The organism is Pantoea sp. Cy-640 (assembly GCF_011752635.1).
GTDB lineage: Bacteria > Pseudomonadota > Gammaproteobacteria > Enterobacterales > Enterobacteriaceae > Pantoea > Pantoea dispersa.
In genome coordinates this window covers 756,212-781,702 of the sequence record NZ_VWXB01000001.1, presented here as the reverse complement: position 1 = coordinate 781,702, position 25,491 = coordinate 756,212, and the positions used below count along the sequence as shown (strand labels likewise).

Annotated in this window: 19 protein-coding genes and 1 pseudogene; 13 read left to right on the top strand and 7 right to left on the bottom strand. The window is 59.5% G+C overall.

Translation table 11 applies throughout. The features are described 5' to 3' along the window. The first annotated feature begins 12 nt into the window (after nucleotides 1-12). A complete protein-coding gene (locus F3J36_RS03930) occupies nucleotides 13-957 on the top strand; it encodes a metallophosphoesterase (protein ID WP_166718972.1) in 945 nt (314 codons plus the stop codon). Here the strand turns inward: F3J36_RS03930 and F3J36_RS03925 are convergent. After that, nucleotides 941-1,573 (bottom strand): MmcQ/YjbR family DNA-binding protein, encoded by a 633-nt coding sequence (locus tag F3J36_RS03925; protein ID WP_247653131.1) that lies wholly within the window; start codon nucleotides 1,571-1,573, stop codon nucleotides 941-943. The two genes, F3J36_RS03930 and F3J36_RS03925, sit on opposite strands and share 17 nt — an antisense overlap. Before the next feature lie 264 nt (nucleotides 1,574-1,837). Between F3J36_RS03925 and rluF the strand changes: the two genes are divergently transcribed. The 6 genes from rluF to F3J36_RS03895 all read left to right on the top strand — a co-directional run bounded on the left by rluF (nucleotide 1,838) and on the right by F3J36_RS03895 (nucleotide 8,838). Further along, nucleotides 1,838-2,719: a 23S rRNA pseudouridine(2604) synthase RluF gene (rluF, locus tag F3J36_RS03920; protein WP_021506014.1), complete on the top strand. Its 882-nt coding sequence runs from the start codon at nucleotides 1,838-1,840 to the stop codon at nucleotides 2,717-2,719. 265 nt (nucleotides 2,720-2,984) lie between these two features. Further along, a complete protein-coding gene (locus F3J36_RS03915) occupies nucleotides 2,985-3,971 on the top strand; it encodes a sugar ABC transporter substrate-binding protein (protein ID WP_058774665.1) in 987 nt (328 codons plus the stop codon). Then, entirely contained in the window at nucleotides 3,961-5,484 is a 1,524-nt protein-coding gene (locus F3J36_RS03910; RefSeq protein ID WP_058780553.1) for a sugar ABC transporter ATP-binding protein, read from the top strand. The genes F3J36_RS03915 and F3J36_RS03910 overlap by 11 nt, the downstream gene beginning before the upstream one ends. Next, complete coding sequence (locus F3J36_RS03905) at nucleotides 5,481-6,494, top strand: ABC transporter permease (RefSeq protein ID WP_166718970.1); 1,014 nt, start codon at nucleotides 5,481-5,483, stop codon at nucleotides 6,492-6,494. The genes F3J36_RS03910 and F3J36_RS03905 overlap by 4 nt, the downstream gene beginning before the upstream one ends. Further along, nucleotides 6,487-7,461 (top strand): ABC transporter permease, encoded by a 975-nt coding sequence (locus tag F3J36_RS03900; RefSeq protein ID WP_021506018.1) that lies wholly within the window; start codon nucleotides 6,487-6,489, stop codon nucleotides 7,459-7,461. The genes F3J36_RS03905 and F3J36_RS03900 overlap by 8 nt, the downstream gene beginning before the upstream one ends. Before the next feature lie 12 nt (nucleotides 7,462-7,473). Further along, nucleotides 7,474-8,838 carry an LLM class flavin-dependent oxidoreductase gene (locus tag F3J36_RS03895; RefSeq protein WP_166718969.1) on the top strand — a complete coding sequence of 455 codons (1,365 nt, stop codon included), beginning with the start codon at nucleotides 7,474-7,476 and terminating at the stop codon, nucleotides 8,836-8,838. Here F3J36_RS03895 and F3J36_RS03890 read toward each other — a convergent pair. From F3J36_RS03890 to F3J36_RS03880, 3 genes are all read right to left on the bottom strand, one after another. Beyond that, complete coding sequence (locus F3J36_RS03890) at nucleotides 8,835-10,100, bottom strand: SfnB family sulfur acquisition oxidoreductase (protein WP_166718968.1); 1,266 nt, start codon at nucleotides 10,098-10,100, stop codon at nucleotides 8,835-8,837. The genes F3J36_RS03895 and F3J36_RS03890 overlap by 4 nt on opposite strands. A gap of 150 nt (nucleotides 10,101-10,250) precedes the next feature. Next, on the bottom strand, nucleotides 10,251-11,276 hold the full coding sequence (locus F3J36_RS03885) for an NADP-dependent oxidoreductase (protein WP_058758571.1): 1,026 nt from the start codon (nucleotides 11,274-11,276) through the stop codon (nucleotides 10,251-10,253). Between the two features lie 323 nt (nucleotides 11,277-11,599). Next, nucleotides 11,600-11,950, bottom strand: coding sequence for a DUF3147 family protein (locus F3J36_RS03880; protein WP_088515765.1), 351 nt, complete (start codon nucleotides 11,948-11,950; stop codon nucleotides 11,600-11,602). 67 nt (nucleotides 11,951-12,017) lie between these two features. On the opposite strand from F3J36_RS03880, the gene F3J36_RS03875 reads away from it, so the two are divergent. The 4 genes and pseudogenes from F3J36_RS03875 (at nucleotide 12,018) to F3J36_RS03860 (ending at nucleotide 16,693) form a co-directional block, all read left to right on the top strand. Continuing rightward, nucleotides 12,018-12,200 carry a DUF1289 domain-containing protein gene (locus tag F3J36_RS03875; RefSeq protein WP_058769813.1) on the top strand — a complete coding sequence of 61 codons (183 nt, stop codon included), beginning with the start codon at nucleotides 12,018-12,020 and terminating at the stop codon, nucleotides 12,198-12,200. A 73-nt stretch (nucleotides 12,201-12,273) separates the two neighbouring features. Next, nucleotides 12,274-12,837, top strand: a pseudogene (locus F3J36_RS03870) (MFS transporter); the annotation flags it as partial. Between the two features lie 321 nt (nucleotides 12,838-13,158). Further along, nucleotides 13,159-14,274 (top strand): beta-propeller fold lactonase family protein, encoded by a 1,116-nt coding sequence (locus F3J36_RS03865; RefSeq protein WP_166718967.1) that lies wholly within the window; start codon nucleotides 13,159-13,161, stop codon nucleotides 14,272-14,274. A gap of 322 nt (nucleotides 14,275-14,596) precedes the next feature. Next, nucleotides 14,597-16,693 (top strand): FUSC family protein, encoded by a 2,097-nt coding sequence (locus tag F3J36_RS03860; RefSeq protein WP_058774673.1) that lies wholly within the window; start codon nucleotides 14,597-14,599, stop codon nucleotides 16,691-16,693. On the opposite strand, the gene F3J36_RS03855 is transcribed toward F3J36_RS03860, so the two are convergent. Then, nucleotides 16,690-21,288 carry an ATP-dependent helicase gene (locus F3J36_RS03855; protein WP_211072807.1) on the bottom strand — a complete coding sequence of 1,533 codons (4,599 nt, stop codon included), beginning with the start codon at nucleotides 21,286-21,288 and terminating at the stop codon, nucleotides 16,690-16,692. The genes F3J36_RS03860 and F3J36_RS03855 overlap by 4 nt on opposite strands. A 112-nt stretch (nucleotides 21,289-21,400) precedes the next feature. Then, nucleotides 21,401-22,828, bottom strand: a complete 1,428-nt coding sequence (locus F3J36_RS03850; RefSeq protein WP_021506030.1) for a cytosine permease — start codon at nucleotides 22,826-22,828, stop codon at nucleotides 21,401-21,403. 275 nt (nucleotides 22,829-23,103) lie between these two features. Between F3J36_RS03850 and F3J36_RS03845 the strand changes: the two genes are divergently transcribed. Further along, the gene (locus F3J36_RS03845; protein WP_058769804.1) at nucleotides 23,104-23,634 is read left to right on the top strand and encodes a GNAT family N-acetyltransferase; all 531 of its coding nucleotides are present in this window, start codon (nucleotides 23,104-23,106) and stop codon (nucleotides 23,632-23,634) included. Nucleotides 23,635-23,719: 85 nt separating this feature from the next. Here the strand turns inward: F3J36_RS03845 and F3J36_RS03840 are convergent, their stop codons facing one another. Next, nucleotides 23,720-24,499: an alpha/beta hydrolase gene (locus F3J36_RS03840; RefSeq protein WP_166718965.1), complete on the bottom strand. Its 780-nt coding sequence runs from the start codon at nucleotides 24,497-24,499 to the stop codon at nucleotides 23,720-23,722. 228 nt (nucleotides 24,500-24,727) lie between these two features. On the opposite strand from F3J36_RS03840, the gene F3J36_RS03835 reads away from it, so the two are divergent. Further along, nucleotides 24,728-25,459: a YoaK family protein gene (locus tag F3J36_RS03835; RefSeq protein ID WP_166718964.1), complete on the top strand. Its 732-nt coding sequence runs from the start codon at nucleotides 24,728-24,730 to the stop codon at nucleotides 25,457-25,459. Nucleotides 25,460-25,491 lie beyond the last annotated feature (32 nt).

The following is a 25,491-nucleotide window of genomic DNA, read 5'->3' as shown; positions in this document are numbered from 1 at the left end:
GGAGAGCCAGAGATGGGATATGCCCATGCGCTAACCGCAGCGCAACGCCAGCGGCTGGGTGATGTCGCTGAGCTGTATCAGTTACCGGATTTACGCGCGGCACCGCTCGACGGCACGCTGCGCTTCGGGCTGCTGGCCGACCCGCAATATGCTGACGTTGAGGCGGATGTGGCGGCGAATCTCTACTATCGTCATGCGCTGCATAAGCTGCCGCAGGCGATAACCGCGCTCAATCAGCAGCCGCTGGATTTTGTCGTTACGCTCGGCGATCTGGTGGATCGCCACTGGGCCAGCTATGCCACGCTGCTGCCGCTCTACGATCGGCTACTCCATCCGCATGCCGTGGTGCTGGGGAATCACGACGCCCAGACCATCGCGCATCACCTCGATGACGCGCTGCCGCTGCCAAAAAGTTACTATGCCTTTCAGCTGCCGGGCTGGCGCTTTATTGTCTACGACGGCAACGATATCAGCCTGTACTGCAATCAACACAACGGCGACGATCGCCAGCGCGCGGCCGCACTGCTGGCTGATTTACAGGCGCGCCAGCAACCGCAGGCGCAGCCGTGGAATGGCGCGGTCGGTGCGACGCAGCTGGCATGGCTGGAAACGCAGCTTATCGAGGCCCGCGCCTGCGGCCAGCAGGTGGTGGTGTTCGGCCATTATCCGCTGGCACCGGGCTACAGCCACAGTCTGCTCAACGGTGCGCAGCTGGCAGAGCTGTTCTGCCGCTATGGCGTGCGCGCCTGTTTTGCCGGCCACGATCACCGAGGCGGCTATCATCGCCGCGCGGATACCGTGTTTATAACCCTGCAGGGGATGCTGGATGGCCCGTCGCGCGTGCCCTTTGCGGTGGTGGAACTGACGAGCGAGACGTTGCGGCTGAGGGGATGGGGCGGCGAAATCAGCCGCGAAGAGGTATACGGTGCCGCGCCGATGGCTAGCCGGCCAGGTTAAAACTGTTGTCAATGCGCAACAAAACCTCGGCCGTCGGGACTGATCCATCCAGACACAGGGTGACCCAATGCTTTTTGTTCATATGGTAGGCCGGGAAATAAACCTCGCCATCGACCAGCGAAGCGATGGCCTGCGGCGAGACTTTAATATTGACGATTTCAATCAGGCTATCATCCGGTCGGCCCAGCTTGCTGCTGTGAATCGTTAACAGCGCGCCGAACCACTTTTGATTATCTTTGCGGCGAAAGATGGCGTTTTCAGGAAAGCGCGGCCATAAGAATTCCAGCTCAGTCTGATACTGCTGTTCCAGGTGCTGAACGATCGCATCGGCCTGCGCTGTTTTGAAATGCTTTTGCGGGAAACATTTTTCTGCGATATCCAGCAAGATAGCGTCATGTTCTTCACGAACCTGCCCCACAAAGGCACCGGTGGCAGAAGTAATACGGTGAAGAATGTAATCTTCTCCTGTGACTTTATCGATAATGGTGGCGGCAATGTCACCCTGGGTGGTGATGTTTACCTGCAGGGTGAACTGCTTATTCATCACATCACAGCGGTAGCCGTAATCCTGCCCGTCCTTGCGGAAACCGTAAGCCAGCAGCTTTTTCACATTCATTTCCCGGCTGACGAAAAGATGATTCACGTTGTACATTTTCATGCCTGGTTAACGGTGAGGTGTTCACAATACCCGGAGTTTAATCAGGGGCTAGCGGGCTATTTTAACCGACAGGAGGGATTTTTATGTGCCATAAATCGCTATGACACCCGGCACCGCTTTTTCGCCATATCACACCGCCAAGAACAACCGCCACCGGACGCTTAACCCAGCCTTACGCAACGCGCGCACATGCTGTATAGTCCGTTTTTTTTCGGAGGAACCATGCTGCCCAACTCATCCACGCGCCTGAATAAATACATCAGCGAGAGCGGAATCTGCTCGCGCCGTGACGCCGATCGTTACATCGAACAAGGCAACGTTTTCATTAACGGCAAACGCGCCAGCGTCGGTGCGCAGGTGTTCGCCGGGGATGAGGTCAAAGTCAACGGTCGGCTGATTGAACCGCGCAATGAAGACGATCTGGTATTAATCGCCCTCAACAAGCCGGTGGGCATTGTCACCACCATGGAAGAGGGCGAGCGTGACAACATTGGTGACTTCGTCAACCACAGCAAGCGCGTGTTCCCGATTGGCCGACTGGATAAAGACTCGCAGGGGCTGATTTTTCTCACCAATCACGGCGATCTGGTGAATAAAATCCTGCGCGCCGGTAACAATCACGAAAAAGAGTACGTGGTCACGGTGGATAAGCCGATCACCGACGAGTTTATTGCCGGTATGGCGGCGGGCGTACCGATGCTCGGCACAGTGACGAAAAAATGCAAAGTGAAGCGGGAGTCGACCTTTGTATTTCGTATTATCCTGGTGCAGGGACTGAACCGGCAGATTCGCCGCATGGCCAAACACTTCGGCTATGAAGTGACGAAGCTGGAGCGCACGCGCATCATGAACGTGAGCCTGAAAGGTATCCCGCTCGGTGAATGGCGCGATCTGACGGACGATGAACTGATCGACCTGTTTAAGCTGATTGAGGATTCGTCGTCAGAAGATCAAAAAACGCAGCAGGCACAGGCGAAGAAAAAAGCGGCGACGCCCGCCGCGAAAAAACCGGCCGTCAGCGCACCGAAACAGAGTGACAAAGCGGGTCAGGGCGCTAACCGCAAGCGCTTTACTCAGCCGGGACGCAAGAAAAAAGGGCGTTAAAATCACACCCGCGGCGCCCGCGACCATCACGTATCTTTAGCGCCGCACGTCTTCATTCCAGCCACGTTTTTATTATTTATAACCGGGCGTCAGAATATCTGCGCCCGGTCATGCTTTTTCACGCAATCAATATGCAAATCCGCTGCATATCCAAAGGAGAAAATGGCATTAGGGATAAATAGTGACTGTGATAATTTTCAGCTATACGCCGGATAGCAGGCGTCACTCACCTTATTTAGCTGAACCTTTTCCAGGGATATAAACAATGCATAAACACCGCCTGGCCGGACTATTACTGGCCTCTGCATCGCTGCTCGCCGGCTTGTCGCTGCACGCTCGCGCCGCTGACGCATCTATTCCCTCACTGGCCGGTAAACGTATCGGTATTACCGTGGCCGGTACCGATCACTACTGGGATCTGAAAGCCTATCAGGGACAAATTGATGAAGTAAAGCGGCTGGGTGGCACGCCTATCGCGCTGGATGGCGGACGCAAAGAGTCACAGCAGATCGCGCAAATTCAAACGCTGATTGCACAAAAACCGGATGCCATTATTGAAACGCTGGGCACCGCCTCAGTGCTGGAACCCTGGCTGAAAAAAATTCGCGACGCCGGCATTCCCTTATTTACCGTGGATACCGCCAGCCCATCCAGTATTAACGTCACGACCTCCGATAACTTTTATATTGGCGAGCAGCTGGCATTAAAACTGGTCAATGATCTGCGCGGCGAAGGCAATATTCTGGTGTTTAATGGTTTTTATGGCGTGCCGGTGGTGGCGATGCGCTATGACCAGTTAAAAGCCGTGCTGAAATGGTATCCGAAAATTAAAATCATTCAGCCCGAACTGCGCGACGTCATTCCCAATACCGTGCAGGATGCCTATGCGCAGATTAGTCAGCTGCTTAACAAGTATCCGCAAGGGTCAGTACAGGCTATCTGGGCGGCATGGGACGTACCGCAGATTGGTGCCACTCAGGCGGTTGATGCTGCCGGTCGCAGTGAAATCAAAACTTACGCCGTGGACGGCAGCCCGGACGTGGTCTCGCTGGTGAAAGATCCGAAATCCAGCGCGGCGGCGGTGGTGGCGCAGCAACCCTATCTGATCGGACAGACTGCGGTACAAAATGTGGCGAAATACCTTGCCGGCGATCGTTCACTTCCGCCTGCCACCTATGTTCCGGCCATTCTGGTCACCAAAGAGAATGCGGCGCAGGCGCAGCAAACGCTGGGCCAGAGCGATGATAAATAAGACAGTGCGACTGCAACTGCGCCAGATCAGTAAAGCCTTTGACGGCATTCCCGCGCTGCAAGCGGTATCGCTTGATGTCCACGCCGGCGAAGTGCATGGGCTGATTGGGCATAACGGAGCCGGAAAATCGACGCTGATCAAAGTGCTGGGCGGCATCCACGCTGCCGATGAGGGCAGCGTGACGCTGGAAGGCCGGCCACTGGTGTTGACCAGTCCGGCTCAGGCACAACAGCAGGGCATCGCCATTGTTCATCAGGAGCGGCTATTGCCAGGCACGCTGACGGTGGCGGAAGCGCTGCTGCTCGGTAATGAGCCACGGATTGGCAGCACACCGTTTATCGATCGCCGGCGTATGCGGCAGCAGGCGCGGCAGCTACTGCAACAGCACTTCGATCTGCAGATCGATCCCGATGCGCTGATCGCCGGGTTAAGCGTGGCGGAACAGCAACTGGTGCAGATCTGTCGCGTATTACAGCGCGCGCCGCGCGTGGTGGTACTGGATGAACCGACCGCCGCGCTAGCGCGACACGAGGTGCAGGCGCTGTTTCGCGTTATTGAACGTATGCGTCAGCAGGGGATCGCACTGATCTACGTTTCTCACTATCTCGATGAAATCCAGGCGCTGTGCCAGCGGGTTACGGTGCTGCGCGATGGTAAAGACGTCGCGCATTTTACCGGCGACGCCCTTTCTCCGCAGGCGCTGATTAATGCCATGATCGGTGAGACGCAGCAGGCGATTGCACCGCGCGGTCTGCCACCTGACGGCGAGCCGGTGCTGACCGTAGACGCCCTGAGCGCGCCGGGTCGCTTTCACAATGTTTGTTTCAGCGCACGACGTGGCGAGATCGTTGGCATTACCGGCCTGCTGGGCTCCGGAGGGAAGGCGTTAATCAGCGCACTGTTTGGTCTGGAACGTGGCGTGAGCGGGACGCTGCGCGTAGGTGAGACGCACGGCGTACCGGCTTCGCCACATGCCGCGGTGAAACGTGGCATCGCGCTGGTGCCGGAAGATCGCCGCGCCAACGGCATCGCGCTCGATGTGAGCCTGCGCGACAACATCACCCTGACGACCGTGCAGCGCCTGCTGCGCTGGGGCGGCGTCTCCGCAACCGCCGAGACCGCGCTGGTGGCGGACAACATCTGCCAGCTGGCGATCCGCACACCGGGCCAGCTGGCACCGCTGCGTCAGCTATCCGGCGGCAATCAGCAAAAAGCGGTGCTGGCGAAATGGCTCAACACCCACGCCACGCTCTATCTGCTGGATGAGCCCACGGTTGGCGTCGACATTGCCGCCAAGGCCGCCATTTATCAAACCCTGCAGCAGCTGGCGGCCGCCGGTGCGGTGATTATCCTGTTTTCCACCGATCTGCTGGAACTGCAAACGCTCGCCGACCGCATTATTGTGCTGGCGCGCGGCGAGCAGGTCGCCACGCTGTCCGCCCGGCACACCAGTCACCAGGAGATTCTGTCCCTGGCTTCCGGCACGGGCGCATTGACGGAGCAAATCCTATGAGTGAACTGAGCCAACCGGCGGTGGTGAAGGCGGCAGGCAAACCGCAGGGGCAGCCGTGGCTGCAGCACGTCGCGCTGCTGATTATTGTACTGGTGCTGGCGGTATTTGCCTGGCTGTCGCCTATTTTCCTCAGCGTGATCAACCTCGGTAACGTATTGCAGCAAACGGCGGTGGTGGGAACGCTGGCGCTGGGTCTGACGCTGGTGCTAAGCGGTGGCGGTGTTCAGGGGATTAGCGGCGGCATTGATTTATCCATTGCCGCTAATATGGGGTTGTGTGCCGCGGTATTCGCGTCGCAGATCGCTGAGCAACACTCTGTCACTTATGCGCTGCTGCTCACGCTGCTCACCGGCATCGCCGTGGGGATATTCAATGCCCTGGCGATTGTCTGGCTTGGTATTTTGCCCCTGCTGGCGACGCTGACCAGCATGAACATCGCCATGGGACTGGAGATGGTGCTGAGCGGAAACGCGTCGATTTCCGCCAGCAGCGCGCTGCAAAACCTGCTGATAGCCAGCGGACCGCTGGGCGTTTCCTGGCTCGGCTGGGGATTTCTGCTGCTGGCGTTGAGTGCACTCGGGCTCAGTCGTTTCACCGCGTTTGGCCTGCGCCTGCAGGCGGTGGGTAGCCATCCGCAGGCCGCCAACGCGGCGGGCATTAGCGTGGCGCGCTATCAAAGTCTGAGTTATGTGCTGTGCGGCTTCAGCGCTGCACTGGCAGCCATTGCCTCGGTGGCGCTGCTCAGCGGCAGTTCGCCGGGCGCTAACGACAATCTGCTGATGGTGATTGCCGCCGCGCTGCTCGGCGTGGTGTTTTCGCGTCGCCTGGTGCCGACCCTGGGCGGTGCACTGATCAGCGCGCTGTTTCTGAGTCTGATAGCCAACGGCTTTCAGTTGGTTAACGTCTCAAGTTACTGGATTAACGGCGTCGAGGGTGTGCTCATCCTGCTGGTTGTGGCGCTGACCGCGCTACTGCGGCGCCGTCAGGCGGGGAGGGCATCTCATGTCTGAACTGAGCCTGAGCGGTAAAAAAGTGCCGGGGCTGTTGCGCAGCCTGATGGTGCTGACCTTTGTTGCGCTGCTGCTGTTTTTCATCATCGCCGCGCCCGCGTTTGCCACTGTCGCCAACATTCGTAGCGTGCTGCTGAATAATGTCGCACCGCTGGCGATTGTGGCGCTGGCCATGACGCTGGTCACGCGTATCGGCGCGATCGATCTGTCCGTCGGTACGGCGATTGATGTCGCCTGCCTGGTGCTGGTGACGCTGGTACTGCATCAGGTCGCGCTGCCGCTGGCGCTGTTGGGTGCGCTGACGGCGGCACTGCTGGTAGGCGTGTTCAACGCTTTTCTGGTGACACAACTCGGCGTTGAGCCGTTTCTCGCCACGCTTGGCACGCTGTTTATTGGTCAGAGCGTACAGCAACTGTCGTCCAACGGTGGGCAGCCGGTCTATCTGCTAAGCCAGACGCTGCCGGCGGGTTTTACCGCTATTGGTCACGGCACGCTGCTTGGCGTTCCACTGCCGCTCTGGCTGTTGCTGGGCGTGGTGCTGGTGCTGTATCAACTGTTGCACCGCAGCGCCAGCGGTCGCGCACTGCGCATGATGGGTGAACAGCTCAGCGTAGCGCATCATTCTGGCGTGGCGGTCAAACGTCTCACCGCGCTGGCATTCATATTCAGTGCACTGGTCGCCGGTATCGTCGGGTTAATTCTCGCCGCCAATGTCAAAGCCTGGGTACCGTTATCGGGCAATGCCTATCTGCTGAATGCCATCGGTGCCAGCTTTATTGGCGCGACCTTCGCGCCTTCGCGCCGCCCGAATGTGCCGGGTACGCTGCTGGGTGTCGTGCTGCTGAGTTTCATCGCCAACGGACTGTTGCTGGTCGGCTGGAACTTTTACTGGCAGCAGGTGGCAACCGGCGCACTGATCTTTGTGGTACTGGCCGTGGGTGCGCTGCGTGCGCGTCGCCCTGTCTGAGGAGGGTAACGGATGCCTTCACCGTTTTTGCTGTTTGCGTTCATGATGAATGTCCCTGGTCATCTCTCTGCCGGATTGTGGCGACATCCCCAGGATCAGGCGCACCGCTATACCGAGCTGGATTACTGGACGACCCTCGCGCGGCAGCTTGATACCGCAGGTTTTGATGCGCTGTTTATTGCTGATGCGCTGGGACAACTGGATGTGTGGCAGGGCAAGCCGGACGCGGCGTTGCGCCTGGCCGCTCAGATGCCGGTGAACGATCCGCTGCTGCTGGTCTCCGCCATGGCGGCCGTCACGCAGCACCTCGGTTTCGGTATTACGGTCTCTGCCACCTACGAACATCCTTATTTGCTGGCGCGCAAGTTCACGACGCTTGATCATCTCACCCGCGGGCGTATCGCCTGGAACGTGGTGACTTCCATGCTTGATTCCGCGGCGCGCAATCTGGGTTTGACCCGGCAGCTGCCGCATGATGAGCGTTACGATCGCGCACAGGAGTTTATGGATGTGACCGCGAAGCTGTGGGAAGGCTCATGGGAGGAAGATGCGGTTAGCCGCGATAAAGCCAACAGCCTGTATAGCGATCCGCAAAAAGTGCACGCTATTCAGCATTATGGTCGCTGGTATCAGGTGCCGGATGCACATCTCAGTGAGCCCAGCCCACAGCGCACCCCGGTGCTGTTTCAGGCTGGCGCTTCGGCACGCGGTGCGCAGTTTGCTGCCCGCAACGCAGAAGTCATTTTCCTCGGTGGCGTCACCGCGCAGGCGATTGCCAGCGATATTCAGCGCATTCGTCAGCTGGCCGTGGCAGAAGGGCGCGATCCGGCGTCGCTGCGTTTTGTCACAGCCATCACGGTGATCACGGCCGAGGATGATGATGCCGCCCGGGCCAAACTTGAGGATTATCAGCAATACATCAGTGAAGAGGCTGCGCTGGCGCTTTTCTCGGCGTGGACCGGTATCGACTGGTCGCAGGAGGATCCGGACATGCCGCTGGCCTTTCGCGAAACCGACGCCTGCCGTTCGGCGCTGGCCAGCCTGACGCGAATTGACGATCAAAAACGCTGGACGCTGCGTGAGGCAGCCCGCTACATCGGTATCGGTGGTCTGCATCCGTTGCTGGTGGGCGGCGGCGAAACCATTGCCGATCGGCTGGATCAGTTTGCGGCAGAATCGGGCGTGGACGGCTTTAATCTGGGCTGGGCTATTAGCCCGGGCAGCTTCAACGATTTCATTGCCTGGGTCATGCCGGTGCTGCGCCAGCGCGGGCGGGTGCGTCCTCAGCCAGCACAGCCGTTAACCTTGCGTGAACGTCTCACGGGTCAGCCGCGCCTGGCAGCTGACCATCCGGCAACGCGCTTCCGCCGCCCTTAGCTCCACGCATGGCGCGGCGGCGGCGTGCCGTTGAGATAATAATTACCCACGTGGTAATACTTCCAGCGCACCGGATCGTGCAGCGTATGGGTGCGCGCGTTGCGCCAGTGGCGGTCCAGATTAAACTCCTGCAGCGTGGCGCGGGTGCCAGCCAGCTCAAATAGTTTGTTACCGGCAAGCAGAGCGATCTCCGTCGTCAGCACTTTGGCCTCGGCGGTGGCCACGGTCGCGCGTGCCACGCTGGTTTCATCGGGCTGCGCCAGCGCGGCGTCAATCGCTGCTCCGGCCTGCCACAGCAGCGCTTCGGCAGCGTGCAGGCGGATTTTCAAATCACCGACTGCCGCCAGCGTGAAGTGGTCATCGGCAGCGCGCGCCTGGCCACTGTCAATCCACGGCCGCGAGCGTTCGCGAACAAATTGCAGGGTGTCTTCAATGGTGCCGCGCGCAATACCGACATCCACCGCCGCCTGAATGATCTGTGAAATCGGCCCGGCAGCGGTTGGCCGCTCAAACGCCTGCCAGGTTGGAATAACGCGCGACAGCGGGGCGCGGACATTCTCCAGCAGTACGGTACCGGAAGCCGTCGTGCGCTGACCAAAGGCCGACCAGTTATTAATGACGCTGATGCCCGGCGTGTCGCGATCGAGCACAATCAGATGCGCCCGGTCCTGCTCGTCCAGCGCCACGGCATGGATTCGATGCGCCAGCAGCGCGCCAGTGGCATAAAATTTTTCCCCGTTAATCACCACCTCATCACCGTCACGCCGAAAGCGCGTCTGAAAATCGGCGACCGTGCGGCCATGCTTCTCCGAAAAGGCGTTACCCCAGCGCAGCCCGGCCAGTACCTCGCTCAGCAGTACCTGTTTTTGTGCTTCGCTACCGTCTTCCAGCAGATGGGCCACACCGGCCAGATGGTTTTGCGGCAGCTGACCGAGCGCCGGATCGGCAGCTGAAATGATGGCGATCACCCTGGCCACGGTGGTCCACGACACGCCCGCTCCGCCCCAGGCTTTGGGGATGGCCATTGCCCACAGGCCGCTTTGCGAGAACGCATCCAGCTCTTTGAGGGGCAGAATGCCCTCACGATCGCGCAGTGCCGCCTCGCGCGCGAAGCTGGCCGCCAGCTGATGGGCTACGGCGATAGCTTCCGCATCGTCGCGAATGATATGCGCGGCGCCAGCCGGTAATGGCACCGGTGCTTCCGCCTGTTGCGTATTGACTTTACGCGGCAGCGCCGCGGAGTCGGCTAAGGTCAGCGACATAATGACTTCTCCGGTAGAAGAGGATAGAGGAGGGCATCATCGCATGCGCACGCGGAGGGCTTATATCTCAATAGCGGTTAAGCAAAGCGCAAAAAAGCCTTAGTGCTCGCACACTAAGGCCGGATTTACAGTCGGGGAGAGAACCGCTGGCTACGCCACTTTCACCACGGTTTTGCCGAAGTTTTTACCTTTCAGCATGTCAATAAACGCCTGCGGCGCATGCTCCAGCCCTTCTACCATGTGTTCGCGGTACAACACTTTTTGTTGCTCGACCAGCGGCGTCATCGCCTGCAGGAATTCCGGATAGCGATCGCCATAATCCTGGAAGATGATGAAGCCCTGCATACGGATGCGGCGTTTCAGAATCCCGCCCATGATCAGCGGCGTGCGATCGGGGCCGGGTGGCAGTTCGCGACTGCTGTAGCCCGACACCAGGCCACACACCGGCACGCGCGCGGCGGTGTTGAGCAGCGGGAAGACGGCATCGAATACTTTGCCGCCGACGTTTTCAAAATAGATGTCGATACCGTCCGGGCAGGCGGCCGCCAGCTGTTCTGCGAAATCGTCACGATGATGATCGATACAGGCGGAAAAACCGAGGGTGTCAATCGCGTAGCGGCACTTCTCCTCACCGCCGGCCACGCCGACGACGCGGCAGCCATTCAGCTTACCGAGCTGACCGACCGTGGCACCCACCGGTCCGGTGGCGGCGGCGACAACCAGCGTTTCACCGGCTTTGGGCTGACCGATATCCATCAGGCCCATGTAGGCGGTAAAGCCCGGCATACCCAGAATGCCCAGCGCCCAGGATGGATGGGGCAGATGACCAATTTTAGTCACGCCAGTGCCATCGGACAGGGCATAGCTCTGCCAGCCGCTGGCCGCCAGTACCCAGTCGCCGGCGCTGAAATCCGGATGCTGCGATTCCGCCACCTGGCATACGGTGCCGCCGACCATCGGCTGGTCGAGTTGCGCCGGCGGTGCGTAGGATTTGCTGTCATCCATGCGGCCACGCATATACGGGTCGAGCGACAGATAGTGGGTGCGCAGCAGCATCTGTCCCGCCTGCACCTGCGGCAGCGGTTGTTCGACAAAGCGGAAGTTCTCTTTCACCGGCTCGCCGTCCGGGCGTGACGCCAGCAGCCAGGCGTGATTGAGTGAAGCGTGTTGAGTCATAGCATTTCCTTGTTTCTGCGCGGGTAAAACAGCAAGTGTAGCCAATGATTGGGCAGGAAATGGATGATTGATGCGGGGCCGGATGTGCTATCGCGCCTTTAAAGACTTTCTTCTGAGCGGTTTCTGCGGGTCGCCATGCCCGCTCTTTTGCTGGTAGCCGTGGATTAAGCAGTGCAAAGTTTTCTTGCTTTCCTGCCCGAAAGAAAACCGCCCTATCCTGTGTCCCGGGACGCAGGACAGGGCGAGGTTAATCAAAATGAAAGGTCAAGATGAACAGAGCAGATGAGCCAGCCTAAACCCGCAGGAACTGATGCGGCTTGCGTCTACATAAGAATGATACCAAACCGCTTCAGCATTACCGCCCAGAGGGCGAACAGCACCACGGTAATCACGCAGGAGAGCAGTAGCGTGAGCCAGAAACCGACGCGCTGGTAAAAAAACGGAAACAGGATAAACATCGGCAGTGTCGGCACCACATACCAGAACGTATACCAGGCGTGAGCGGCAATCTTTTCCTGCGTTTGTCCTTCTATTTTCATCCAGATAAGCACCAACAAGGTGACCAGCGGTAAAGCGGCGAGCAGGCCGCCCAGACGATCGCTGCGTTTCGCGGCTTCTGAGATCAGTACCACCATAAAGGCGGTTAACGCGTATTTTGAGATTAGCCAGAGCATCGTTGTTCCCGATAATTATCATTAAGCCGGCTGCGTGCCTGAGGCTCTATTTTAGAGGAGGCTGGATATGGCCGCAAAATCGCCGTGCATCGATCTCTGCGTGTTTGATACGAAAACCGGCTGGTGCGAAGGATGCGGACGCACCCGTGGGGAAACCCAAAGCTGGAGCAAGCTTTCGCCTTACCATCGCAAAGCGACAGAGCGGGCGCTTCCGGCGCGCCTGAAAGCGCTTAAAACCCGAGAGGCGTAGTCTTGTTCGTCAGGTCGAGGCGACACACATTGAGGGTGACGCTGCTACCGAAGATTGAAACCTGACGGTGTAGCTCAAAGGATTGCTGCTGGCATTTACCTTTATCTTTTTCATTCAGTACCTGTTCTGGGGCGTATTCACCTGGACGCCAACCTATCTTCGTGAAGTTAAGCATCTCGATTTTCTTCACAGCCTGAAATTTGTGCTGGCCCTGCAAACCGGTGCCATTGCTGGCTTCCTGGTGTTCTCACTGCTGGCCGATAAGTGGGGGCGCAGAACGATGTTTCTGCTCTACCTGTTTATCGGTGCGGTGGCGGTCGGCATGTATCTGGCGACCACTCAGCCGCTGATTCTGATGGTCGCGATCTTTATGGCAGGTTTTGGCGTAAACGGTATTTTTGCCGGCTCCGGTCCTTTCCTCGCCGAGATCATTGGCGACACGCAGTCACGCGGCTTTTTAATGGGGCTGGCGTATAACGGCGGGCGCCTGGGCGGCTTTATCGCGCCGCTACTGATTGGCTTTGTGGCCAGCGTTGGAGGATTCACCGCCGGGCTGGCCACCACGGTGATCGCCTTTCTTGCCGCGATGGTGGTGGTCTGGTTAGCGCCAGAAACCAAAGGCGTGAAGTTGCAGTAAGCTTTGCGCCTGTCGCGCAATCGGCAGGTTAAAACCTGTGACACGGTTGAACACCTGACGCGCTGTCAGGTGTTCAGCCAGTTGTGTGGTATACCCACCGTAGCCAGAATCATCACCGCAAAATCCTGCACCACATCGCGGCCACGCCAGGTGAGCCCGCGCACAAACCCGGACAAAACATCAGGTTCGCCGGCGCGCTAATTACCTGATTAGCCTGGCTTGCTGGAGAAGTGCCCAGGTGACGTCGGGCAATCTCACATAACAGGCCCGTGCTTTACTGCGTATAACCGGGTCTGATTACCCCTCATCAAGGAGAACACCATGATAAACAGCCTGCGCACCGTTACGCTGCTGGCGGCAATGACGGTGAGCGCGCCACTGCTGGCGCAGACCTTTGTGTACGTATCCGCCGCCGACGACGGCACCATCGTGCGCTATACGCTGGACGCGCGCACCGGCGCTTTGCAGCTGCTTGGCCACACTGAGGCCGGGGGCAAAGTGATGCCGATGGCGCTCAGTGCGGATCACAAAACGCTGTACGCGGCGATTCGCAGTAAACCGCTGCAGCTGGCGAGCTGGCAGATTGACTCGCAGAGCGGCGAGCTGAACCACCGGCACACCGTGCCGGCTGCGGCCAGTTACCCCTATATCAGCACTGACCGTCAGGGACGCTTTCTGCTGGGGGCCTCATATGACGGCGACGTGGTGCAGGTTTACCGCCTGACGGCCAGCGGCACCATCGCTACGCCGCCGGTCGGCAGCTATAAAACCGGTCATGCGGCGCATTCGGTGATTGTCGATGCCAGCGGTCGTCACGCTTATGTGGGTAATCTTGGCACCGATCGCGTGCTGCAGCTCAGGCTGGGCGCAGACGGCACGTTGAGCGCCCTCGGCAAGGGGGAGGTAGCAACCGCCGCCGATAACGGTCCGCGCCACTCGGTGTTGTCGCCGGATAATCGCTATCTGTACAACATTGGTGAAATGGGCGGCATCATTACCCAGTTCCGACGCGAAACCAGCGGCGAGCTGGTGAAAGTGGCGGAAACGCCCAACGCGGTGGCGGCGCAGTATCATCTGCAACATGGGCGTGAACGGCCGCCGGGTTACAGCGACAGCACGCCGCGCATCTGGTCAGCGGATATCCAGCTGACGCCGGACGGGCGTTTTCTGTATGTCAGCGAGCGCACCAGCAGTACCGTGAGCGGTTATCGTGTTAACCAGCAGGATGGCAAACTGACGCTGATCGGCAGCTGGCCGGTGGAGAAACAGCCGCGCGGCATGGCGATCAGCCCCGATGGTCGCTGGCTGGTGGTGAGCGGTGAGAAGAGTGCGGTTATTGGCAGCTACGCGATTGAGGCGCGCAGCGGAGCGTTGCAGCGGGTCGGCGAGGCGCCAGCCGGCCGGGACGCGAACTGGGTGACCATCGTCAGCTATTAAAATGATCGGGCGCAGGAAACTGCGCCTTATTGCGCGAAATTATTTTATGGATAGCATCGTCTGGCAGTAAAATGTGATCTGCGACACATTTCTGCCGCTGAAGGCAGATTGCTGCTTTCTGCGGCAGTGACAGCGCAGATATCCCGCCGGCGACCCGCCGATCGCTGCGTTCGATTAGTTTCCTTAAAGCATTCTGTGCCTGCTGTCTGGCGTGTATGAACACCGTTTTCGATTACGAAACAATTTGTCGTAGTTATCGGGATGAGTGCCCGCCAGATTCTGGCAGGATACGCCGCACTTAGCGCCTTCTGGTCTCCGTGACATGCAGTGGTTTTCGAAAAACGCCGTTTTTTTTGCCGTAAAAACCTGTCTGGCCGCCTTTCTGGCATTGTATCTGGCTCTTGAACTGAATGTTGATCGTCCTGCCTGGGCGCTGACCACGGTGTTTGTGGCATCGCAGCTTTATTCGGCCTCCACCATCTCCAAATCGCTGTTCCGCCTGCTCGGCACGCTGCTCGGTGGCGTCTTCATCTTTTTTATCTTTCCGCTCACCGTGGCGCATCCGCTGCTGTTCAGCCTGTGTATCTCACTGTGGGTGAGCCTGTGTCTCTATCTGTCGCTGCACGACCGCACGCCGAAAAGCTATGTTTTTATGCTGGCGGGCTACAGCGCCGCGATTATGGGTTTCCCGGAGGTGACGACGCCGCTCGGTATCACCAGTACCGTGCTGTCGCGCATTGAGGAAATTACTTTAGGCATTGTGTGTAGCAGCCTGGTGCACGCGCTGTTGTTTCCGGTCTCGATGCGCAGTCTGCTGGAGCAGAGCGTCAGCCAGTGGTATCTCAACGGGCGCAAGCTGTGCCGCGATTTACTCTCTGGCATTTCCGCTGACCGATCGCCAGAACGCGACGAAATCCTGACCCGCATGGCCACTAATCCGCAGCAAGTTGAGATCCTGATTACCCATTGCGTGTACGAGGGCGACGCGGCCCGGCGTCTGATTCGCCTGGTCAGCACGCAGTATCAGCATCTTTCATACTTAATCCCCACGCTGACGGCGATTGAGATGCGGCTGCAGCGGCTGGCGGCGCGCCAGATTGCCTTTCCTGCCTGGGTTGAGCAGACCCTGCAACAGTTCCTGCTGTGGCTGAATGACGGCGAAGCGGTGGGCGATGTCATTGGCATTCAGCTGGAGCTGAGCCTTTGTCAGGATCGGCTGAATGCAGCGTGGCGCAACGGCGAGCTGTCTACCGAACACTGCCTGCTGTTTACCGGCTTGCTGGAACGGCTGGTGGATTTTGTGCGTATCGCCGGGGCTTACCAGAGCGTGGGCGGGCTGGTCAGCGATCTGTCAGGCGACACCACGCTGGCGCGCGGCAAACGCACGCATCGCTTTTTCGACAAAGGGCTGATTCGGCTCTCGGCGCTGACGGCATTTTGCGCCACCTTTGGCTCCTGTCTGTTGTGGATGGCGACCGGCTGGCGCGACGGGGCATCAGCGCCAGTGATGGCCGCGATTCTCAGCTCCTTCTTCGCCAGCCTCGATACGCCGCTGACCTCAATGAAGCTGTTTATTCGTGGGGTGATTGTGGCGATCTTTATCAGCGTGATTTATGTCGCGCTGCTGCTGCCGCAGGCAACCTCGTTCGAGGCGCTGATCCTCTGCCTGGCACCGGGTTTGCTGCTGCTCGGGCTGATGATTGCGCGACCGGCCAGCAACATGATCGGTCTGAGCGTGGCGATTCAGATCCCCGGCTTTATCGGGCTCGGACATCATCTGAAACCCGATCTGGTGCTGCTGGTGAATAACGCGATTGCTTCAATGGCCGGCGTGCTGTTTGCGGTGATCCTGACCGCGCTGATGCGCAACAAGCGGCCATCGTGGACCGCGCGCCGCGCCGTGCGTCACGGTCTGCGTGAACTGCTGCGCTTTATCAAGGAGATTGAGCGCAACGGCTCATCGCTGCTGGGACGCCAGCGTTTTATTGGCCTGATGCTGGATAAGGTCAACGTGGTGCTACCGCGCCTGCACCTTGATCCGCAGTCCGATATGGCGCCGGCGGGAATGCTGCTGACCGAGGTGTGGCTGGGGGTCAATAGCTTTGACTACTACGCGCGCCATCAGGCGCTGCTGAGCCGTTATCAGCTGGACAGCGGGCAGATGTTTCACGAGCTGGGACTGTTTCTTAAGCGCAGGCTGAAGTCGCTGCAGACGCCGCCGCATGAGGATTTGCAGGAGGAGCTCGATGTGCTGCTGATGCAGCTGGAACAGCTGGCGCAACGTGACGAGGCGCTGTTGCTGCCGCTGTTTCATCTGTTCAGCATCCGGCTATACCTGTTTCCGCAACTTAGCTGGCCGGTGGCCACGCCGCGTCAGGCCGAACGCCTGCAGCAGCATCGTTACCGCCTGCAGGCTTAGCCATACCAGCTGTAACCTTTCGGCACGCGGGAAAAGCCGATGGCTTTCAGGGCCGGTAGCAGCGATGACTGGCTGGCCGGCTGATCGTCCACCCGTTCGAGAATGAAGCTGTGGGTCTTCTCCCGGCGTAAGGCCTGGCCCAGCGCCACGATGGCGGCCTGGCGTTGCTCCTCAGAGATGTCGCCAAAAGTTAACAGCTCTTTACCACCCGGCGGCAGCCACAACATAACGCGCCCATCGCCAATCACCACCAGTGCGCCGCTGCGGCGGGTAGGCCGCACGCCACCGACGCTGAGTGGCCACGCCAGCTGCACGCCAAAGGGATTGGCGGGATCCAGCACTGCCAGCGCCACCGGCGGATGCGTGGCCTGCGCGCTGCCGAGCTGGCGCAGCCGGTCGATGGCCGGATTTTCAGCAAACTGCGCGCCGCCCATGCCAGCAACAAAGCGGCCGCGCAGCAGCCGTCCGGCATCCTCCATACCGCGCAATAGCGGCTGCAGCGCCGGAAAGCCACCGGGAATCTGCTCTGCCACGGCGGCACCGCGCGTGATCACGCCAAAGCGGTCGAGCATATTTTCAGTCAGCGCCAGGGCGCGTTCGGTGTCGGTCAGCGGCTGCCGCACAATCAGCGACCAGCGTCCGGCCATGCTGTTGAGCGAGGGCTGCACAGCTGCACTGCGGCTGGCCGCGAAACTGGCCCGACTGTGGCGGCTGCGCGCAGGACGGGCCGGGCGTGGACGCGGCGTGTGGCTGGTGGTGCTGAGGTGGCGCAGCGCGGCCCAGGTATCCATGGTCAGATAGCCGCGCCATACCAGCTCCCACATCGCGGCAAAGACTTCGCCGGGATCGACAGCATGTTCAGGCTGCGCCATCACGCGCGGCAGCAGCTCGCGGGCGAACCAGCCGCCGCCGTCCTGTAACTGCGCCACAATCGCCTGCTGCAAAGGTGACAATGTCACATTATTGCCCTCATCTGGCACCGGTAACGTTTCGCTGGCAAACTCACTCAGGTGCAGTGAAACCAGTCCGTCCTGCGCGCCAGGGGCCCGCTGGCCACTCCAGATGACTTCACCGGAAGAGAGCAGCTCATCCAGCATCGCTGGTTGGTAGTCACGCACCCGCGCCGGCAAAATCTGGCTTTCCCACAGCGAAACCGGCAGCGCCACGCCAGCCAGCTGTTCAATCACCCGCACCACGCCGTTGATACCGGCAAAGGCGCCCTGTGCCGCAGCTGCCGCGACGTCGCTCAGCAATCCCTGGCGCTCAAGCAGAAAAGCCACGTACGCCGGCGCTTCGACCGGTCGGGTGGCCTCGCGCGCCGCCTGCAGCGAGCGCACGCGCAAACGATGAAATACGCTTTCCGCTACCCACTGCGTTGACGCATCGACTGCAGGCGAGAGGAAATCGCCTTTCAGTACGCGTTGCTGCTGACGCAGCTCCTCCAGCGTGTCGTCGACCACGGCGCTGCCCAGACCAAAGCGGGCGGCGATTTGCAGACTGGTGGCGACAGCGTGGGTGCGCAGATAGCGATTAAGTAAGTCATGCAGCGGACGGGCCACCGGCGCGAGCAGCCCGGCGGGCAGATCAGCTGGCAGCGCCGTGCCCAGCGCGTCGCGCAGCCGCACGCCATCTTCAGCGACAGCCCAGCGCGCCTCCGCCGCAATCGTAACCTGAATGATGCGTTGCGCCTGCTGCAGCGCGGTTAGCAGCGGCATCAGCGCCGCCTCGCCGTTGTAGCGCGCCGTGATTTCCGGCACAGTGAGCGGCCCCAGCTCGCGCAGCAGATCAACCACAGCTTCCTGAGTGCTGGCCTGATAATCGGGGACGGTGCGCTGAAGCTCCTGCTCAACGCGGGCCACCACCTCGGGTGCCAGCAGCTCGTGCATCTCAACCTGGCCCAGCAGATCGCTCAGCAGCGTGCTGTCGAGCGCCAGCATTGAGGCGCGCCGCTCCGCCTGCGGCGCATCGCTGGCATACATGAATTCGGCGACATAACCAAACAGCAGCGGCGCAGCAAACGGCGAGGGCGTGTCGGTGGTGACGTCAGTCAGCTTAACCTCACCCTGTTGTATCCGCGCCATCAGCTGATGCAGCGCCGGCAGGTCATACACGTCCTGCAGACATTCACGCGCGGTTTCGATCAAAATCGGGAAATCGTCGAACTGCCGCGCTACTTCCAGCAACTGCCCGGCACGCAGCCGCTGCTGCCACAGCGGAGAACGTTTGCCGGGATTGCGGCGCGGCAGCAGCAGGGCGCGCGCGGCGCATTCGCGGAAGCGGGCGGCAAACAGCGCAGAATGTCCCACCGCAGCCGTCACCTGTCGCTGGAGTTCGTCCGGCGCAAACAAAAACAGTTCAGCGCCTGGCACCCGGCCTTCACTGTCAGGGAAGCGCGCGACAATCCCATCATCGCTGGCGACCACGGCCGGATCGAGCCCCATCTGGCGGCCAATCCGCTCAGCGATGGCCAGCGCCCATGGCGCATGCACGCGCTGACCATAAGGGGAATGCAAAATCACGCGCCAGTCGCCGGTTTCATCGCGACAGCGCTCAATCAGCAAATTGCGATCGTCAGGCACCAGGCCTGTGGCGGCGATCTGTTCGTCGATGAGCGCACGAATGTTGTGTCGGGCATTGGCGTCAAGGTTGTCGCTGCCGGGCAACACCCCGCTGGCGGCATGTCGCAAATAGCGGCCAATGGCTTCGCCGAGTGTCGCCGAACGCCCGAGACTGTCGCCGTGCCAGAAGGGCAGGCGCGCCGAGCGACCGGGTGCCGGCACCACTACCACCTGATCGTGCGTAATTTGCTGGATGCGCCACGAGGTGGCGCCAAGCGTGATGATGTCGTTAATTCGCGACTCATACACCATCTCCTCATCCAGTTCGCCGACCCGGCGCGCACCGGACTGTTCTTCGCCCTCCGGCAGCATCACGCTGAACATGCCACGATCCGGAATGGTGCCACCGCTGGTGACGGCCAGATGCTGCGCGCCCGGGCGGCCGCTTAAGGTTTGCTGTTGTCGATCCCAGATGATGCGCGGGCGCAGGTTAGCAAACTCGTCCGAAGGGTAGCGGCCAGACAGCATATCCAGCACTGCATCAAAGGCGTTACGCGGTAACGTTTTGAACGGATCGGCACGACGTACCTGTTGATACCACGCCTCGACGGACAGGGTGTCCATGGCCGCCGCCGCCACCGTATGCTGGGCGAGAATATCGAGCGGATTGTGTGGCAAAGCGATAGCATCCAGTTCACCTGCCAGCATTGCGTCCACCGTCACGGCCGCATCAACCAGATCGCGGCGCGTGCGCGGCCAGATAATGCCTTTCGGCGTACCGCCGACCTGGTGACCGGCCCGGCCAATACGCTGCAGCGCGCTGGCCACCGAAGGCGGTGTCCCGACCTGAATCACCAGATCGATATCGCCCATGTCAATTCCCAGTTCAAGACTGGATGTCGCCACCACGCAGCGCAGCTCGCCGGCTTTCAGGGCGTTCTCAATCTCCAGCCGCTGCTCTTTTGACACCGAGCCATGATGCGAACGGGCAATATACGCTTCAGCAGGCGTGGCGCGTTTTTCGGTTCCACCGCTAAAAGAGCCATAGGCGAGGGCGGGCTCCGTTACGCCCTGTTCCGGCGCGGCGCGTCGCGCATACAGTTCATTGAGCCGTGCGGTGAGTTTTTCCGCCAGCCCACGTGAATTGGTAAACACCAAAGTCGCGCGATGGCGCAATATCTCATCCAGAATGCCGGCTTCAATATGTGGCCAGATGGAACCGGCGGCGAGGCTGCTCTCCTGCGCGGCGCGCGCATCGGGACGCTGCTGGATGTCCGTCATGTCCTCTACCGGCACAGTAATTGTCAGCTGCAGCGGCCGCTGCGCCGGCGGGTTGACGATGCGCGCAATACCTGCGCCACCGAGGAAAGCCGCCACCGCTTCTGGCGGTCGCACGGTGGCCGACAGGCCAATGCGCTGAGCAGGCTGCGCCAGCAATACATCGAGACGTTCCAGGCTGAGCGCCAGATGGGCACCGCGTTTACTTCCGGCCACCGCGTGCACTTCGTCAATAATCACGGTCGAGATGCCACGCAGCGTTTCGCGGGCTTTTGACGTCAGCAGCAGGAAAAGCGATTCCGGGGTAGTAATCAGGATGTCCGGCGGCCGGCGCTGCAGCTTTGCCCGTTCGGCGCTGAGCGTGTCGCCGGAGCGCATGCCGACCTCCAGCGTGATTTCCGCCTCACCCAATTCCGCGCGCTGAGCGGCAACGCCCGCCAGCGGTAGCGCCAGGTTACGCTGCACGTCAGCCGCAAGCGCTTTAACCGGTGAGATATATAGAATGCGCGTCTTATGACTGCGCGCTACGGGTTGGTCGCGGCTGCGCTCGCGAAACAGCGCGTCGATCGCATGCAGAAATGCCGCCAGCGTTTTGCCGGAGCCGGTTGGAGCAATCACCAGGCAGTGTTGTCCGCTGGCGATGGCGCGCCAGGCTTCCTGTTGTACGGGGGTCGCCGCCGGGAAAGTGCGGCGAAACCACTGTTGCGTGGCCGGGGTAAACAGTGAAAGCGCTGAGGCTGGCATCCATGACTCCTGCATTCTCGAAAGGGCGATCAGCAGTGTAGCGTGCCGCAGCGTTTACGGCATTATCAGGATATTGCCGATGAGGGCGGCGCGAATACACGCGCCGCAGCACCAATATGTGACAACGTCACTGAGGATAAACAGAGTCGGCCAGTTTCCCGCGGCGATCAAAGCGACGTGCGGCCAGCCACAGCAGCGCGGTAACAAACCAGCCGATGATCCATGACACATCGTTGCCGGCAAAAATCCACGTCAGGGAACCATGATGCAGCGGGTTATCGATGAACGGCAGCTGTACCAGCACCCCGAGGAAGTAAATGATAATGCCGGCCCAGTTCCAGCGACCGTAGCGGCCATCCGGTTGCGACAGCGCGGGCACATCGACTTTCCCTTTGGTAATCAGATAGAAATCCGTCAGGCTGATGGCGCTCCACGGCACAAAAAACGCCAGCAGGAACAGCAGGAAGTGGGTAAATGATTTGAGAAACGCCGGTTCGCTGAGCAGCGCAATGATGCAGGAGAGCGTGACCATCAGCACCACAAACAGGATACGTCCGCCACGGCTGATCGCGGTTTGCTGGCGAAAACCGGAGACAATGGTGGTCAGCGACATAAAGCTGCCGTAGGCATTGAGCGTGGTGAAGGTGATTTTGCCAAAGCAGATGGCGAAATAGATAACCATCGCCATGGTGGCGCTGCTGCCCAGCCCGACGATGTAGCCCACTTCATTACCGGAGAACGCTTTACCCGCAATTGCAGCCACAATGACGCCCAGCGTCATGGATGCCTGCGTGCCCAGCACGGTGCCAAAAAACACCGAACTGAACAGCTTTTTCGCGGAGACATCCACCGGCAGATAGCGCGAGTAGTCCGACACATACGGGCAAAACGCAATCTGCCATGACGAGGAGAGCGATACCGCCAGCAGAAAACTGGCAACGCTGAAGTGCTGATTTTGCCAGACGGCCGCTAAATCGTGGCTGGAGAGCAGGGTGATGAACAGGTAAACAAACGCCAGCACGCCGATGACGCTAGCCACTTTGCCGAGTTTATGAATCACCCGATAGCCAAGCACCGCAATCACAATGATGATGGCGCTGAAGATGATCATGCCGGCTGCATTGCTGACGTTGACCAGCTTCGCCAGCGCCTGGCCGGCCAGTACCGTGCCGCTGGCCGAGAAGCCCACATACATAATGCACACCAGCACCAGCGGGATCACCGCGCCAAACACGCCAAACTGCATACGGCTGGTGATCATCTGCGGCAGGCCAAGGCGCGGGCCCTGAATCGCGTGCAGCGACATGATGGCCGCGCCGACAATCTGTCCCACCAGTAAACCGACAATCGACCACACCACATCGCCACCCAGCACCACCGCCAGCGCACCGGTAACAATGGCGGTGATCTGCAAATTGCCACCAAACCACAACGTGAACTGGCTAAACGGATGCCCGTGACGCTCGCTGAGCGGGATGTAATCAATGGAACGTGTTTCTGACAGGCGCTGTTTCTCTGCACCTGAATAATCTGCGGCAGGTATCTGAGCGGACATAGTTTCCTCGCTGGAACGGCTAAAGGTGGTTAGTCATTGATTTTTCTTGTTAGTCAGTGGTAAATGTCACGAAACATACATGTATATACATGTAGCGATATTGTCACGAGGTTGATGAGGTTACAAGCTGACCAGTCATTGGAAATTGTGATGACGCTGGCAATGTTGTCCGTTAATGTCAGGATATTGGCCGGTAACGGACGCGCACAAAGGCGATGATGCGCTAACTACAGACCCACTAACTGTGGCGATCAGGACAACCCGGGGAGGGAATCATGCAGGCAGTGATTGAAACAGAACGCTTACGACTGGAACCCTTTGCGCTAAGCCACCTCGCCGGCTTGCGCGCGATGGATGATGACCCGGAAATCATGCGTTATATCAATGAGGGACAGGTGAAGAGCGAGGACGAGACGCTGGCGACCATTGAGCGCGTGCAGCAACGCTGGCAGCGCTATGGTTTTTCCTGGTGGGCACTGCGCGAGAAGAGCAGCGATGACATCGTCGGGGCGGCTTGTCTGCAGCATCTGGCCCATCAGGAACAGGCGCCGCTGGAAATTGGCTGGCGACTGTTGCGCAGCAGTCAGGGGAAAGGATATGCCACCGAAGCCGCCACGGCGATTGTGCAGTTTGCTACCGGGCAGATTGGCGTGGATTATCTGGTGGCGGTGGCACATCCGGAAAACCTTGCATCCCATCGGGTGATGCAGCGGCTGGGTATGCGCTATCGCGGTATCGAGCAGCATTACGACCAGCCCTGTGTGGTTTATGAACTGGATATGAAGAGTGCCCCAGCGCATTCATGAGGCAGGGCGCGCACCCTTTCTGGCGGCGCGATTTATCACGCAATAAATTGCGCCGCTATCAAACATGCACCCGGTAAGGGTGCGCTCAATACCCTGGTACGTGCGCGGCTTTCATGATCAGATTTGCCACCGCCTGCGGCTGGGAAATCAGCGACACATGGCTGGCCTTGAGTTCGATAGTCTGCGCATGCATGCGTTTCGCCATAAAGCGCTGCAGATCCGGATTGATAGTGTGATCCTGCGTCGACACCGCATACCAGCTCGATTTGCTATGCCAGGCTGCCACGCTGGTTTTCGCCTGGGTAATGGCTTTACCCATCGGCTGCTGAACGGCGTAATAAGCCCGCGCTTCGCTTTCCGGCAGATCGCCGGCAAAGTCGTGGATAAACGCCTGTTCACTGAGCGCCCCGAAACCGTCGTCACGCCACTTCAGGCCAGCGGCAACGGGTGCTGCAGGGAACTTTTTGGTGAGCGCCGGATAATCTTCACCGGCCTCCGGCGCGCGCGCCGCGATGTACACCAGCCCCTTCACTTCAGGTTCATCGCCCGCTTGGCTGATAACCATGCCGCCGTAGGAGTGCGCAACCAGAATCACCGGTCCGTCCTGCTGTGCCAGCGCGCGTTTCACCGCCGCCACGTCATCATTCAGCGACGTCGTTGGGTTTTGTACCGCGGTGACGTGCAGACCTTTCGCCTGCAACAGTGGGATGACTTTGCCCCAGCTGGAGCCATCAGCGTACAGGCCATGGACCAGCACAATATTTTTTACTTCCTGCGGCGCGGCAGCGCTGTCGGCATGCGCCAGTCCGGCACTCAGGGCAGAGATTACCAGCGCCGTCAGCGTCGTGATTTTGCGTAATGTCATGATCGGTCCTCATAATTAATCGGGGTTCATGCACCACTTTAAGCGCCGGGGACCAACATTCCGCTGACGTGGAAATGACAAAAAAATGACAGCGACACGATGTAACAGCAGAGGATTTAAAAGTAATAAAAGCAGAGGATTAGCCGTGAGTCGGAGCATAGCCGCTATGCTTGATAAGGATGAGACCCGACCAACCCGAGAATCTCTCAAAGGAGTGCTGAATAGATTATGCTGTTGCGCAAGAAGAAAATCCGCTCTCACAGCGAAGACCGCCTGCTGGCGTTAACGCTGGCCACCACGGCCGGTATCCTCAACGCCATGGCGTTTGGCGCATTTGGTTTTTTCCCTTCCCATATGACCGGCAATACCTCGCAAATTTCGGCAGAGGTAAATGGTTCTGACCTGCACGATCTGCTGTTTCTGGCCGTGCTGATTTTTGCTTTTGTCTGTGGTGCCATGCTGGCGCGTTTGACGGTAGCTTACGGCCTGAAGCGGAATCTGCGCACCATTTACTGTCTGGTGCTGCTGGCCGAGGGTATTTTCCTGCTGCTGACCTCCCTGGTGGAAATTCTGTGGTATTCCGAACGAAACAACGGCGAAATTCTGGTTACGCTGAGTTTGCTGATGGGCATCCATAATTCAACCTCGACCCAGCTTTCCTCCGGTCGCGTTCGCTCCACGCACGTGACCGGCACACTGACCGACGCCGGCATCGCGTTAGGCTCCTGGCTGCGCGCATCGTTCAGTCAAAGCGAGGCCGCCGATCGCGATGGCCACCGAACTGTGCTTTTTACTCATCTGGTCACGATTTTCTCATTTCTTTCCGGCTGCGTTGTCGGTTATCTGCTGTTCAGATACCTTGGATTTGAAGCGATGGCGGGGTTGGGCATTGTGCTGGCGCTGATCGCTGTCGGTGGCATCGCCAGAACCCTGCATTTAACCGGCATGCGATTTTGGTAACACGCACGGAGAGTTGTCCGATTTGAAACAGG